We start from the raw sequence: 14,927 nt of genomic DNA on the forward strand, positions 1-14,927 counted from the left end.
TAGTGAGTTCGTTGCCATTGTTTTAAGTAAATCCCTAACTAAATATTGGTGATGTCTTAGACAAATTACTACGTATCTAGGCTCTGAGTGCAGGAGTCACTGAAAATTCATTTCTTTAGTTTATCTAAAGTCGCATCTAAGTTATCAAATTACCTTTCTAAGATAGAAGCAGCAACCATAAGTTGCCATACACGACTAAAACCCAATTAACAGCTAGTGGCTGCGGAGAACATAAAAATGGCTAAAGCGCCAGATTCAATAGAATCGTCTATCAATGAAATTACAGACTTAGCTCTAGATCGTGATTGTACAACCTTATCGCGTCACGTCTTACAGCAACTTCAGAGTTTTTCGCCAGATGCACAGGATTTAAGTGCGCTGATGAATCGTATCGCCCTTGCAGGCAAACTGGTTGCTCGCCGCATGAGTCGCGCTGGTTTAATGGAAGGCGTTCTCGGATTTACTGGGGAAGTTAATGTCCAAGGAGAATCCGTCAAAAAGATGGATGTCTATGCCAATGATGTATTTATTTCAGTTTTTAAGCAAAGCGGCTTAGTCTGTCGCCTAGCTTCTGAGGAAATGGAAAAACCCTACTATATCCCGGAAAATTGCCCCATTGGTCGCTATACTCTGCTGTATGACCCAATTGACGGCTCATCCAACACTGATAATAATCTCAGCTTAGGTTCCATTTTCGCCATTCGCCAACAAGAAGGAACTGATAGCGATGGTAAGGCAACTGACCTCCTGACCAACGGACGTAAGCAGCTTGCTGCTGGATATATCTTGTATGGTCCCTGCACAATGTTGGTTTATACTATAGGTAGAGGCGTTCATTCCTTTGTCCTTGACCCTAGTTTAGGAGAGTTTATTCTCACAGAAGAAAATATCCGCATTCCTAAGCACGGTTCTGTTTACAGCGTGAATGAGGGTAACTTCTGGCAGTGGGAAGAATCGATTCGAGAATATATCCGCTACGTTCATCGCACAGAAGGCTACAGCGCTCGTTATAGCGGCGCAATGGTGAGCGACATTCATAGAATTTTAGTTCAAGGCGGCGTGTTTCTCTACCCAGGCACAATTCAAAACCCAGAAGGTAAATTGCGCTTGCTTTATGAAACTGCTCCTCTAGCCTTTTTGATTGAACAAGCAGGCGGTCGCGCCACTACAGGATTGATGGATATCTTGGATGTAGTACCGAAAAAATTGCATCAACGCACACCTTTAATTATTGGTAGCAAAGAGGATGTAGCAAAGGTGGAGTCTTTTATTCAAAACGGCCACTAGTACCGCTTGGCAAAATTCACGCATTCACGCATTCACGCATCAATACAGCGTAAGAGTTTCGTTGATTTGGAATCTATACTAGTGTAAAAAGGCACGATTTAGAAGAAAACAAAGCTTGTAAATAAAGCTTTTTAAACTTTTTCAACTGGATAGTTATTTTTGCCATACTGCCCTCGAAGACGGTAATAAAAGGATCAAGGATGCGTCTAGCATCTGGCATTAATAAAAAGTTAATCATGGTGATTTAAAATTGGCGATGCAGAATAACATTTGTTGAAGATGTATTAAAGATTATCTCAGGTGGCCGATGCGATAAGTGATTTGCAACGCCACAATTCAAAAGTAAGCATCAAATTTTGATGGTTTTTGCCAACTTACTTAGAAAGATCACTATACAGGAGTGAAAATTAGAGCTATGTCTACGAATCATCTACTAGAAATTAAACAATACGGTCAAAGTATCTGGATGGATAATTTGAGCCGTGACATTATTCAATCAGGCGAACTCAAAGACCTGGTTGAAAATCAAGGGATTTCTGGGATTACCTCTAACCCAGCTATCTTTGAGAAAGCGATCGCAGGTAACGTCATTTATGATGCCGATATAGAAGCCGGAGTTCGTGCTAACTTACCCATAGACAAAATTTACGAATCTCTCATTTTTGCCGATATCCGTTATGCATGTGATATTTTACGCCCTGTTTATGATGCCTCGGATAGACTAGATGGTTATGTGAGTATTGAAGTACCGCCAACCATCGCCCATGATACTGAAGCAACAATAAGCGAAGCCCGACGCTATTTCCAAGAAGTTGGTCGGGAAAATCTGATGATTAAAATTCCCGGTACAGAACCTGGTTTGCCAGCAGTGGAGCAGGTAATAGCCGAAGGGATGAATGTTAATATCACATTGCTGTTTTCTGTAGAAAGCTACGTAAACACAGCTTGGGCTTATATTCGTGGCTTAGAAAAACGGCTGGCTGAGGGCAAAGACATCAGTAGAATTGCTTCAGTCGCCAGCTTCTTCCTTAGCCGGATTGATAGCAACATTGACGCCAAAATAGATGCTAAGTTGAAAAAAGGCGTTGATGATATTTCTGTGGAAGCAAGGCTAAAAGCTGTTAAAGGAAAAGTAGCGATCGCTAATGCCAAGATTGCCTACCAGGAATACAAGAAAATTATCGAGAGCGATCGCTGGAAAGCCTTGGCAGCAAAAGGGGCCACAGTACAACGGCTACTTTGGGCTAGTACCAGCACCAAAGACCCCAACTACAACGACGTGATGTATATCGAAGAGTTGATTGGGCGAGATACCGTTAACACCGTACCACCAGCAACGATAAAAGCTTGTGCCGATCATTGTAACGTAAGCGATCGCTTAGAAACAGATGTAGATAATGCTTACACGCTGATCGAAAACCTCAAAGATGCTGATATCAACATCGATCTCGATGCCGTAATGGATGAACTCTTAGTTGAAGGTATTGACAAGTTCATTCAGCCCTTCCAGTCCTTGATGAACTCTTTAGAAGAGAAGATCAAGGTATTGTCACCAGTGTAGGGGCTGGGGAGTAAGAATTTTGGATTTTGGATTTGCGATTTTGGATTGAACTTCAATCTAAAATCCAAAATCTAAAATCTAAAATCTAAAATCTAAAATCGTTTCCAATCCCCAGTCCCCAATCTCAAAATCCAAAATCCAAAATCCAAAATTGTTATGGTTAGTCTGCTAGAAAATCCCTTGCGCGTTGGTCTGCAACAACAAGGGATGCCCGAACCCCAGATTATAGTTATCTTTGGCGCTTCTGGTGATCTCACCTGGCGCAAACTAGTGCCAGCACTTTACAAATTGCGGCGAGAACGACGGATACCGCCAGAAACTACTATTGTTGGTGTAGCGCGTCGAGAGTGGAGCCATGAATACTTCCGCGAACAAATGCAGAAGGGCATGGAAGAGGCACATCCTGATGTCGATTTAGGGGAACTTTGGCAAGATTTCTCTCAAGGTCTGTTCTACAGTCCTGGGGATATAGACAACCCCGAAGGCTATCAAAAACTAAAAACCTTATTGAGTGAATTAGACGAAAAACGGGGTACGCGAGGTAATCGCATGTTCTACCTCTCAGTTGCCCCCTCATTCTTTCCCGAAGCGATTAAGCAGCTAGGAAGCGGCGGGATGCTAGAAGATCCCTACAAACATCGTCTAGTAGTTGAAAAACCCTTTGGTCGGGACTTGGCTTCTGCCCAAAGTCTTAACCAAGTGGTACAGAAATATTGCAAAGAACATCAAGTATACCGCATTGACCACTACTTAGGTAAAGAAACAGTCCAAAATTTGCTGGTGTTTCGCTTTGCCAATGCGATTTTTGAACCCTTGTGGAATCGTCAATTTGTTGACCACGTACAAATTACCGTGGCAGAAACCGTGGGCGTAGAAGACCGGGCTGGTTATTATGAAAGCGCCGGCGCACTGCGGGATATGTTGCAAAATCACCTCATGCAACTTTACTGCCTAACCGCGATGGAAGCACCTAACGCAATGGATGCTGATAGCATCCGCACAGAAAAAGTGAAGGTACTCAAAGCTACTCGTTTAGCTGATGTTCACAATCTGTCGCGGTCAGCAGTCCGTGGTCAATACAGCGCTGGCTGGATGAAAGGTCAAGCAGTGCCAGGGTATCGGACAGAACCAGGCGTTAACCCCAATTCCACCACACCCACCTACGTCGCAATGAAGTTTTTGGTGGATAACTGGCGCTGGAAAGGTGTTCCTTTCTACTTGCGGACTGGAAAGCGGATGCCGAAAAAAGTCAGTGAGATTTCCATTCACTTCCGCGAAGTTCCATCTCGGATGTTCCAATCTGCCGCCCAACAAACAAACGCCAACATTTTGACGATGCGGATTCAGCCAAATGAAGGTATTTCTCTGCGTTTTGATGTCAAAATGCCTGGTGCAGAATTCCGCACCCGTTCCGTTGACATGGACTTTAGTTATGGTTCCTTTGGCATCCAAGCAACATCCGATGCCTACGATCGCCTATTCCTTGATTGTATGATGGGCGATCAAACATTGTTCACCCGCGCGGATGAAGTAGAAGCAGCTTGGCAAGTAGTAACACCTGCCCTTTCCGTTTGGGATGCACCCGCCGATCCTAATAATATTCCCCAGTACGAAGCCGGTACTTGGGAACCAGCAGAAGCAGAACTCTTAATTAACCAAGATGGCCGTCGCTGGCGCAGACTGTAGAAAGTTAGGAGTGATGAGTTAGGAGTGATGAGTTATGAGTTTTTAAGTTTTTGAGTTTTTGAGTTAAGAATTTCAGTTGTTATAACTCCTAACTCCTAACTCTTAACTCCTAACTCCTAACTCTTAACTCCTAACTCCTAACTCCTAACTCCTAACTCCTAACTCCTAAATTATTCAACAAACAAAGCTGACAACTCAAAACTCCTATGCCTACCCAAACTTCTACAATTTTCTCACTCCAGGCACCCAAAGATATTTCGCTTAACGAAATAGATGCCGAACTAAATCAAATTTGGCAAAGTTACGGTATTACTGGCGAAAACGGTGGACTTCCTAGTGCTACTAGGGCAACTACATTTACTTTAGTGGTCTACGAACCAGAAGAAACTCAGTATTTGTTGGCTGCTTTGGGATTTTACAACGGCCCAATTGATGGGATTTTAGGGCCACAAATGGCAGCAGCATTGCGGGAAGTCCAAAAGAAAAATAGTCTGCCAGAAACTGGAACAGCAACACAAGAAACTCTCTCCGTATTACGAGAAGAATTCGCTAAAGGTCAGCGAAACGGGTCTGGAGGTGAACATCCTGCTGCTGGGTTAAATAATAGCGGTAGCCCCAGAATTGCCGATGAAATCGCCCTCCGCAACCCCTGCCGCATCATTGCGCTATTTCCTCTTGCTGGCGAAGATGAAGGGGTTAAAGCTCAAGTTTCTGCTTATTGCCCCATCCAAAAGCAGTCGTCAAGCACACTTATCTGCTGTGAATACATCACTCTCAGTGGAACTGCTGCTGCTTTAGAACGTATCGGTGGTATGATTCCGGCTTTGTTAATTGGCGGGTTGCCAAAGTTTCTCTGGTGGAAGGCAACACCAGACCCTAACAATGGTCTATTCAAGCGTCTAGCAGCAGTCTGCAATAATGTGATTGTAGATTCTTGCAACTTTAACGAGCCAGAAAGAGAATTACTCCGCTTAGAAGAGTTGGTAGAAACGGGTATACCTTTAGCTGACTTAAACTGGCGTCGCCTCGCATCATGGCAGGAATTGACAGCTGAGGCTTACGACTCACCTAACCGTCGCGCCGCTCTCAAAGAAATTGACCGCGTTACGATTGATTACGAAAAAGGCAACCCTGCCCAAGCTTTGCTGTTTTTGGGTTGGCTGGCAAGTCGATTGCAATGGCAGCCAGTATCTTATGAAAAGGAAAGCGGTGATTATGACATTACTCGCATCCATTTTATTGCTCAAGAGCAGCGACAAGTAGAAGCCGAGTTAGCTGGAGTTCCGGTTGCTGATGTAGGCGATATTATCGGCGATTTGATTGCCTTGCGCCTCAGTTCGACAAATGCTCAAGCAGACTGTGGTACAGTTATCTGCTCGGAAACTGGCGGTTGTATGCGGATGGAAACCCACGGTGGCGCTCAATCTGCCGGTCTGTTTCAACAGGTGACTTCACTTTCGGAACAAAAGGCGGAAGCTTTGCTGAGTCAGCAGGTGCAACGCTGGGGCCGTGAGTCACTTTTTGAAGAAAGCCTGGGAGTGACAGCAAATATTTTCAAATTGGCGAATTAGTTTGGCTCTAACCCCGCTACCCCCCTTCCCGACGCGGGAAGGGGGGTATTTTTATAATTATTATTGAAAAGATACGTTGTATTTGCCTCCACGCTCAAGGGCGCGTTTGTAAGCAGGTCGGCCATGAATGCGATCGATAAATTCTTTGAGCTTTGGTCGGCTCTCCACCTCTTCGGGGAGCATAGCGACTAGTTCGAGGGGAAAACTCATTTGGATATCGGCGGCGGTAAATTCTTCACCGACAAACCACGTATTTTTACGGAGTTCGGCTTCTATGTAGTCAAAGTGAAGTTTGATCTGGGGCGCGACGAATCCGCTAACAACGCTGCTCTCCCCTGCCCCGAAATTGTTCAATACTACCCGCATCACCAGAGGTGGCATTGCAGAGCCTTCGGCGTAATGCAGCCAATATGTATAGCGCAGATGCTCCGGCGTACCGGATGCCGGAACTAGGCGACCATTCCCGTAGCGATTAACGAGGTATTCGATGATGGCGGCTGACTCAGCGATGGTGAGGTCTGCATCTGTGATCACTGGTGATTTGCCAAGCGGATGCACAAGGCGTAGCGACTCCGGTGCCAGCATCGTCTTTGCATCGCGTTCATAGAATTTGATCTCGTATTCGATACCTAATTCCTCAAGCAACCACAGCACACGCTGCGATCGCGAGTTGTTAAGATGATGCACAACTATCATAAAACGTTCCTCTTCTGGTAGCTTATTGCTATCTGAGTCTCGGCTAATTTCCAACTAAACCTTATCTAAGTTGAAAACCGTGGTTTATATTATTATTAGACAAATTTTTTCAGCCTAACTCCCCTAATTGGCTAGTTTTCTTGTTTCTAATTGGTATAAGTTTGAGTTAGTTGGTTTGAGAAACTGGTGCATCTGTTGCAAAAAGCGACGATAGACACACAGCCAATAGTCAAAATAGTTGCTGCATAATAATTTGTTTCATTTATGGCTTTAGTCATTGCTGGGGAACGTAGTGGGGTGGGTAAGACAACAGTCACGCTCACTCTTTTAGCATCTTTACGCCGTCGCGATCGCCTGGTGCAATCTTTCAAGGTAGGCCCAGACTACATTGATCCGATGTTTCATCAACATGTAACTGGTCGTCCTTGTCGCAATTTAGACCCAGTGTTGACTTCTGAGGACTACGTTCAGCAATGTTTTGTCCGTCATAGCCAACTGAGTGAATATGCCCTAGTCGAAGGGGTAATGGGGTTATTTGATGGAATTTCGTCATTAGTCATTAGTCCTACCCTGCGCGAAGGCGTTCGCGTAGCGTCTCGTAGAGAAGCGCCTATGTCATTTGCAAATGACCAAGGACAAAGGACTAATGACAAAGGACAAATTAGTGACTTTGCAAGTACGGCACACATTGCGCGGCTGTTAGATTTGCCGGTGGTGTTGGTGATTGATTGTAGTCGTTTGTCTGGTTCTGTAGCTGCGATCGCTCATGGCTATCGGTCTTTTGATCCCAGAATTAAAATAGCTGGGGTAGTATTAAATCGCGTCGGGAGCGATCGCCATCTCTCTCTACTGAAAGATTCTCTAGAACCCCTACAATTACCCATTCTCGGCGTGCTGCGCCGTCAAGATAACATCACAATTCCCGATCGCCATTTGGGTTTAGTACCCACAGCAGAACTTCCCGAACTCAACGCTTTAATTAATCGTCTTGCCGATTTAGGAGATACTTGCTTCGATTGGCAACATTTATTACCCCTATTAAAATCAAAACCTCTCCCTCATCCCCCTCATCCCCCCCATCCCCCGTCTTCTACCGTCAAAATTGCAGTAGCCCGCGATCGCGCTTTTAATTTCTACTATCAAGATAATCTCGATTTGCTGCAACAACTTGGTGCAGAACTGGTTTTCTGGAGTCCCCTAGAAGATGCTGCAATACCAAAAGATGTGCAGGGAATGTATTTTGGCGGAGGTTTCCCAGAAGTTTTTGCCCAGCAATTAGCAGAAAATACTAACGTTCGTGATGCCGTAAAAACAGCAATTCTTCAAGGAATGCCGACAATTGCCGAATGCGGAGGATTAATGTATTTATCTGAGCAGATTATCGATTTTGAGGGTAAATCTTGGTCAATGGCGGGAGTTTTACCAACATCTGCTGTAATGGGTGGGCGTTTAACTTTAGGCTATCGTCGGGCTGTAGCCTTGCAAAATAATCTGTTAGTCAAGGCAAATACAACTGTCTACGGACATGAGTTTCATCGTTCCCATTTAACCTTAACTCCCACTCAGCCCCTATTTGAAACTTCTCGCTACGATTGTGACGAAAATATGGGATGCGAAGGATGGGGTTTACCTGCAAATGTTCATGCTTCTTATGTGCATTTGCACTGGGGAGAAAGTAGAGAAATTCCTCAGCAGTTTCTTCAAGAATGCCGAAAACTAGCATCTATAGAAACGTAGATTTAAAAACTATCAGAGAATTAACTCCGCAAAGAGGTAACACTCAGATCGTCATTCAACTTGCGAATCAGACGGGATAACTCACGAATGATATTCACCGCAATTTCGGGAGTTTCTTCAATCGCATCATACAGCTGCTCTTGGGTCAGTTCCAAAAACTCGCAAGGTTCCAGAGTCGTTGCAGTGGCAGAACGAGGTTGAGTATCAAATACTGCCATCTCACCAAAGTATTTTCCCTGTTCTACCTCTGCCAACTGTTTATTGCCGATGTGTACTTTAACTCGGCCTGACACAACAATATAGAGCGATCGCCCTTCTTCTCCCTGCCGAAAAATCGTGTAATTAGCTGGAAATGACAATTCGTTCATTACTGAAGTCAGCCGCACAATAAAATCATCCCGCAATTCCTTAAAAATTGGGACTCGCCGGACAAATAATAAACGGTCAACACTGGTTAGCATAATTACAAGTTAAATACCAAACATTACTGTAAATTTTAAAACTGAAGCTAGGCGATTAGTCATATTAACCGATGTTGAACGCTAGCCGTCAAGAATATCTTAAACTTTACTGACAGAAAACCACTTAGGATTTCTTCAATAGGAGCGATCGCCAGATTAGATACTCAAACAATAGCTCAGTATTAGGTATTTTCTTCCCATGCTCTGTGGCTGATTAGGGGCTGTTGCTTCGGGTCAGAGTCTCAATGAATGCTTCCCATGCGAAGCATAGGAACGAGGAAAACATAAATGGTTAAGTTATTAATCACTTTTATTTATCGTTTTAAAAAACAAGAGTATTTGCTCTTATTTGCTTGTCAGCCCTAATATTTAGTTGATGAGTTCCCAAGATACCTTGCTGAGAAAAATCACCAATTTGATTGGAGGCAATCGCTTCTAAAAACTGGGGAACTGGCTAATGACTAACGAACCGCGATCGGTTGTCGTTAGGTAAAACAGTCAAAAAATATCCTGACCTGTCCTGACATCGGGGAGCAGAGAAGGATTAAGACAAACAGCATTGAATTATCGTGAGCAACAATTATGAGTTGGCTAATTAGTACATTAATTATTGGAATCTCTGCCGCTTTTGCAACCACCTTTGACGACAATTTATATTTGACAGCTTTCTTCGGAAAAGTTAATCGCAGCTTTCGTCCTAAGCATATTGTTCTCGGTGAATTTCTGGGATTCACAGCCTTAGTAGGCGCTAGTCTCCCTGGTTTCTTCGGCGGTATGATTGTTCCAACCACCTGGATTGGCTTGCTGGGTTTGCTTCCCGTCGCCATTGGTATCAGTAATCTTATCAGCCGAGAAGATGAAACAGAGACAGTGCAAGCTGTGTCAGTTGACTTAACCTCTCCTGTAAAATCTGGACGCCAGAAGAAATCACTATTAGAAACCATCCGCGATCCGCAAACCTACCGCGTTTCTGCTGTCACCATTGCCAATGGAGGAAACAACATTGGCATCTATGTACCGTTGTTTGCTAGTAGCAATCTTCCAAGTTTGGGTGTAATTCTGTGTGCTTGCTATTTCACTGTTGGGATGTGGTGCTTACTGTCTTACAACCTGACTCGTAATCCTCTCATGGCTCCGGTTTTAACTCGCTTCGGTCGGAAAATCTTCCCCTTTGTCTTAATTTACTTGGGACTCTCTATCTTAATTAAAAGTGAAACATATCGACTTTTACCTAGTATGGCAATGCTTTCTCATTAGGGATGAGGCGATGTCTACGACGGGCTATTCGAGGTCGCACCCGATCTAAAAACTCGAAATTATTGATGGGTGCTATCTCTGTGATGTTACCAAAAAAATCAGCGATCGCTTCCCATCCAAAAAATTTTTAATCACTTAAATTTATCAATTGCAATCAAAATAATATTTGATGTTATCAATCAAGTTATCTAAAGTGAGAATAAAGCAGATTATTGATGGCTCTTATAAAAGCAAACCCAGCACTACGAATCATCACAGGAAGGAACTAATGAATAAACCAAATCCAAAAAAATTAACTCAGTGGATCGTAACAGCAGTATTTCTGGTACTTGTAGTCGGATTTTCGCTGCTTGACCAGCAAGCAGTTAGAGCTTTAACACTAACACCATCCATACCTACCGTATCTGAACCAGCACCAGTAATATCTCCGCTTACATTGCCAATGGAGTCTGTAACTTCTCCAGTGATATCTCCGGTTGTATCGCCAATAGTGTCTGTAGCAGAAAACGTTAGACGTTTATTACAAACCAATGAATGTATCGGATGTAATCTTACTGGAGCAATGCTAAAGGACGCAAATCTGCAAGCGGCAAACTTGGAGGGTGCTAACTTACAAAATGCAGATTTAGAAAGGGCTAACTTACAGCAAACAAATTTACAAGGGGTAAACTTTCAAGGAGCAGATTTAGGTAAGGTAAACCTTTTGGGAGCAAACCTTGTGGGAGCAAACCTATTTGATGCAGACCTAGAAAAAGCTAACCTGTTGGGAGCAAACCTGCAAGCGGCTAACCTACAGGGCGCAGACTTGGAAAAGACAAATCTTACAAATGCAAACATCCAGGGGGTTAATCTGATGGGGGTTGATTTGGAAGATGCAATCAGACCAGAAGGATTCACTGTTCAGTAATTAAACTGAAGTTATCCGTGCAAATTTAATAAAAAATTTCAATTGCCTGATTCAGTAATGAATACAGGCTTTATTTTTTAAAACGTGAGTTCTACGGGCCAGATCGTGTCCGCTTGATTACTTATTAAACCCGAATTTTCTAGGTTGTTTGATTTGCTTCCAACCAGTTAAGTAAATCCTCAAGGGTTGTAAAATCCAATAAAGCCTCGCCAAGTGCTTCTAATTGCTCTAGGGAAAGAGTTTGAATGCGCCCCCGAACCTCTTGTGGTAACTCTCCTACCCGTTTTTGTAGTTGTCGTAGCACAAGTGTTTGTCCTTGCTCCTGTTTTCCCCGTTCGTAACCAATGCGTTCGCCTGTGGTAATGTAGCTCATAGTCCGCTCCTGCTCAAATTGCTTAAACTCTTGCCAAAATTCTGCTTCCAAGGCTTTTGGTAAAATCATAACCCAATCAATAAATCGGTAAAGGTTACGAATATCTTTTTCTTGCAATCCTAATTCATACAATCGGCGAATCAAGCTAAATTTCCAAGCTTTACGTTCTCCTGGCTTTTTATTTGTTTGCTGTGTCTTCAAATGCGCCATTACTACAGTTGCAAATGGATTGTCACTAGCTTCTAATTCTGTCCAACGATTTTGATAATCTAGTAGCTTGACGGTTCCAAATTCAAAGTTAAGTCTGGTATTGGGATAATTATAACTATATTGATTGGGTCGCCATGTCGGATCGGTATCGCACAAAATCGCCAAACTTATGGCAGGTTTGGCAAATCTGTCAAAAATTCGCAGGTTGTAGGAAAACATTCTTTCTGGAAAAATATCTTCTGATTTTGCTTGGATTTCTACATGGATTAATAGCCAAGTTTCTTGTCCTTGAATTTGCCAGACTTTAACTAATTTATCTGCATATCTCCTACCAAGTTCTCCTTCGCGGGCTATTTGTTGAAATTCCTTATCAAGAAATTCGTGGGGACGTTCCCAATTAATTAGTTATGCTGTTTGGGGAAAGAAAAATTGCATTGCTTGGGGAAATTTTGCTTCTAAAATTTCTTTCCACGGGCTATCATTATCTGCTCTTTCCAATTCCTCAGTCATTAGTTGATTGTTATACCATCTAGTAATCCTAAATCATTTGTGAACAACAAGATCCCTGACTTCTTAGACAAGTCGGGGATCTGATGCTGGCGATTTTCATCAATATAGAAGGGATTTGCACGAAAATAGTAGTCGAACTCACGTTTTAAAAGTTTCTACCCATGTAATTGTCGGAACTTGCGATCGCCACAATAGTAGATAAAGGAACTTCAGCAAAATACTGTCGCTGAAATTGTTCTTCTCTAACAGCAGCTAAAAATCGTTCCACTGCTGCGTCAGCCAAGTTTTCTGCACTATCGCTGGGATACCAGGTGATTTGCAAATAACGGTCTTGTAGTTTGACTGTGAACCCTAAAGATTTTAAAGCTTTGATTCCTACAAGTAAGGTTTGGTCGGTGATGCCGATTTTCTCTAAAAGTTGGACGCGGGTAACTAGTTGATTTGTGCGACTGAGATATTTGGCAATTCCGACAAGAGTCAGCCAAATTTGATTCGGTGGTTGCAGGTTGGGTTTAGACCAAGCGATCGCTAATTGTTGCGAACTACTTATCGTTAAACATCGCCGCAACCAAGCGCGTAAATCATCCCAATTTGTGGGACAATCTTCAAGCAATAGTGGGGGAGTCGAGGGTGGGCTTGCCGTGAGCGTAGCCGAACGGGAGTCGGGAGTAGGGAAGTTACGCCAGTCTAAGATGAGTGGGGAATTCCGAGTGTTAAGTGCTGAGTTAACACTGGGACGCACGGCAATTAATCTGATTTCATAACGTTTTTTGAAGGTATTATAGTCTAATTCGGCTATGCAATCACACCTTCCTATGGGCAATTCATCTTTGTAGTGTCCCCACCATATACCCGGAAAAGCACTTCTGCTGGAATCATCCCGAATATCAAACTCGGTTTTAATGTACTGTACCTTTTTCCCTTGCCAATCCTGCTGATTGCGATGCCAAGGATTTATAAAGCAGCAGTTTTGAATTAACAATTTCGGAACAGGATTACCCATTCCACAAGGTTCTAGCAGTTTCAGTTCTAAAAATAACTCTTTTCCCAAGTCTGCAACTGTTACCGTCAAGTCTGCTTGCACGGTTGGCGTTAAGGTTGTGCTACCTAAAGATTGCCGCAACTGCTGGTTAATCGCTGCTGAAAATAAAGGAATATTCTCTACTAACAAACTCAAACCTGCTGCAAAGGGATGTCCCCCAAAGCGATGTAACAAATGTGCTTGGTCTTTTACCAGTTGGTATAAATCGACAGAATTCACCGAACGGGCGGAACCACGAGCGAGGGGAGGGGATGAGGGAGAAATTCTTCCTTCCTCATCTTCCCCATCTCCCCCTGCTCCTTCCGTACTTAACAAAATAGTCGGGCGGCCTGTTTCTTGTGCTACTTGTCCGGCGACTAAGCCCAAGACACCCGCAGGCCATTGGGCATCTTCTAGGACGATGACGCTGGTGGTTGATAAGTCTAATTGAGTGAGTTTTTGTGCTACTTGCGCTTGCACATCTTTTTGTAAAGATTTGCGGCGGGTGTTTGCGAGTTCTGTAACTTCGGCTAGTTCGTTACAACGTTTGGCATCCCGACTAGTTAATAATTCAACGCAAAAACTAGCATCGCCTTGGATGCGGCTAACGGCGTTAATTCTTGGCCCCAAACCAAAGGAAATATCTGTGGGGCGATCGCCACTTTTTTGGCACAATTCTAATAATCGCCCCACCCCCGGACGGCGACGCGCTGCTGCTGGCTGTCGAAAATCTGCTTGCAGTCGTTGAATTCCCATCTGTGCTAAATAGCGACAATCTCCACTTAACTGCACTAAGTCGGCAATTAATCCTACTGCTACTAAATCTAATAAATCTTCTAACGGATCTCTTGCAATATTAGGCAGACTTTGATATAATGCTTCTACAAACTTATAAGCTACAGCCACCCCAGAAAGATTAAACAGTTGATGTTCTCTGGGCAAATAACGAGGATTAATAATTGCTGCGACGGGTGGACGTTTGGTGGGTAAGGTGTGATGGTCTGTAACTATTACATCTATGCCTAGTTGTTTGGCATAGATAATTTCCTCAATATTTGTGCTGCCTGTGTCGCAAGTAACAATTAATTTGCAACCTTGTTTTGCTAGGTTATCAATCCCTTGATTATTGAGTCCGTGAGATTCTTTCAGGCGATTGGGAATGTAATAAATTAACTGAGTATTTTGTTTAAAAAATTGCCCTAATCCATCCCAAAGTACAGATGTGGCGGTAATACCATCAGCATCAAAGTCTCCCCAAATTGCAATTTTTTCTTTGATATTATATGCTTGTTGCAACCGAGCGATCGCTAAGTGCATTTCTTGCCCAAACTCAAACGGACTCGCTGGTTGATAAGCTTTATAGTTGATAAAAGCTGTTAATTGTTGATGATCTTTAATTCCCCGTTGCCATAACAATTGTGCTGCATATATTCCACTTGATGCAGGTGTATGCTGTTTCACCGCTTGGATGAACCATTCCGGCGGTTGTTCGGTTGCTGCTATAGTCCACTGCTGTTCTTGCATACTAAAGTTAGGAGTTAGGAGTTAGGAGTTAGGAGTTAGGAGTTTGGAGTTTGGAGTTTGGAGTTTGGAGTTTGGAGTTTGGAGTTTGGAGTTTGGAGTTTGGAGTTTGGAGTTTGGAGTTTGGAG

At 43.3% G+C, this 14,927-nt stretch carries 11 protein-coding genes; 7 read left to right on the forward strand and 4 right to left on the reverse strand.

Annotation, left to right across the window (positions count from 1 at the left end):
- The first annotated feature begins 237 nt into the window (after window positions 1-237).
- The 4 genes from fbp (at window position 238) to opcA (ending at window position 6,105) form a co-directional block, all read left to right on the forward strand.
- Complete coding sequence (fbp, locus tag V7K73_RS23475; protein WP_334883526.1) at window positions 238-1,287, forward strand: class 1 fructose-bisphosphatase; 1,050 nt, start codon at window positions 238-240, stop codon at window positions 1,285-1,287.
- Window positions 1,288-1,702: 415 nt separating this feature from the next.
- Complete coding sequence (gene tal / locus V7K73_RS23480; protein ID WP_334883528.1) at window positions 1,703-2,848, forward strand: transaldolase; 1,146 nt, start codon at window positions 1,703-1,705, stop codon at window positions 2,846-2,848.
- A gap of 156 nt (window positions 2,849-3,004) precedes the next feature.
- Window positions 3,005-4,534 (forward strand): glucose-6-phosphate dehydrogenase, encoded by a 1,530-nt coding sequence (gene zwf / locus V7K73_RS23485; RefSeq protein WP_334883529.1) that lies wholly within the window; start codon window positions 3,005-3,007, stop codon window positions 4,532-4,534.
- 206 nt (window positions 4,535-4,740) lie between these two features.
- Window positions 4,741-6,105, forward strand: a complete 1,365-nt coding sequence (gene opcA, locus V7K73_RS23490; RefSeq protein ID WP_334883530.1) for a glucose-6-phosphate dehydrogenase assembly protein OpcA — start codon at window positions 4,741-4,743, stop codon at window positions 6,103-6,105.
- Between the two features lie 60 nt (window positions 6,106-6,165).
- Here the strand turns inward: opcA and V7K73_RS23495 are convergent, their stop codons facing one another.
- Window positions 6,166-6,801, reverse strand: coding sequence for a glutathione S-transferase family protein (locus V7K73_RS23495; RefSeq protein ID WP_334883532.1), 636 nt, complete (start codon window positions 6,799-6,801; stop codon window positions 6,166-6,168).
- A 264-nt stretch (window positions 6,802-7,065) separates the two neighbouring features.
- Here V7K73_RS23495 and V7K73_RS23500 point away from each other — a divergent pair, with 264 nt between their 5' ends.
- Window positions 7,066-8,538 carry a cobyrinate a,c-diamide synthase gene (locus V7K73_RS23500; RefSeq protein WP_334883534.1) on the forward strand — a complete coding sequence of 491 codons (1,473 nt, stop codon included), beginning with the start codon at window positions 7,066-7,068 and terminating at the stop codon, window positions 8,536-8,538.
- 20 nt (window positions 8,539-8,558) lie between these two features.
- On the opposite strand, the gene V7K73_RS23505 is transcribed toward V7K73_RS23500, so the two are convergent.
- On the reverse strand, window positions 8,559-8,999 hold the full coding sequence (locus V7K73_RS23505) for a Crp/Fnr family transcriptional regulator (RefSeq protein WP_334883536.1): 441 nt from the start codon (window positions 8,997-8,999) through the stop codon (window positions 8,559-8,561).
- 582 nt (window positions 9,000-9,581) lie between these two features.
- Between V7K73_RS23505 and V7K73_RS23510 the strand changes: the two genes are divergently transcribed.
- A complete protein-coding gene (locus tag V7K73_RS23510; RefSeq protein ID WP_334883538.1) occupies window positions 9,582-10,256 on the forward strand; it encodes a cadmium resistance transporter in 675 nt (224 codons plus the stop codon).
- Between the two features lie 268 nt (window positions 10,257-10,524).
- Entirely contained in the window at window positions 10,525-11,163 is a 639-nt protein-coding gene (locus V7K73_RS23515) for a pentapeptide repeat-containing protein (RefSeq protein WP_334883540.1), read from the forward strand.
- A 139-nt stretch (window positions 11,164-11,302) separates the two neighbouring features.
- On the opposite strand, the gene V7K73_RS23520 is transcribed toward V7K73_RS23515, so the two are convergent.
- Window positions 11,303-12,148: a DUF4351 domain-containing protein gene (locus V7K73_RS23520; RefSeq protein ID WP_334883549.1), complete on the reverse strand. Its 846-nt coding sequence runs from the start codon at window positions 12,146-12,148 to the stop codon at window positions 11,303-11,305.
- Between the two features lie 253 nt (window positions 12,149-12,401).
- Window positions 12,402-14,801, reverse strand: coding sequence for a single-stranded-DNA-specific exonuclease RecJ (recJ, locus tag V7K73_RS23525; protein ID WP_334883542.1), 2,400 nt, complete (start codon window positions 14,799-14,801; stop codon window positions 12,402-12,404).
- Window positions 14,802-14,927 lie beyond the last annotated feature (126 nt).

The sequence above is a fragment of the Nostoc sp. genome (assembly GCF_036916975.1).
Classification (GTDB): domain Bacteria; phylum Cyanobacteriota; class Cyanobacteriia; order Cyanobacteriales; family Nostocaceae; genus Nostoc.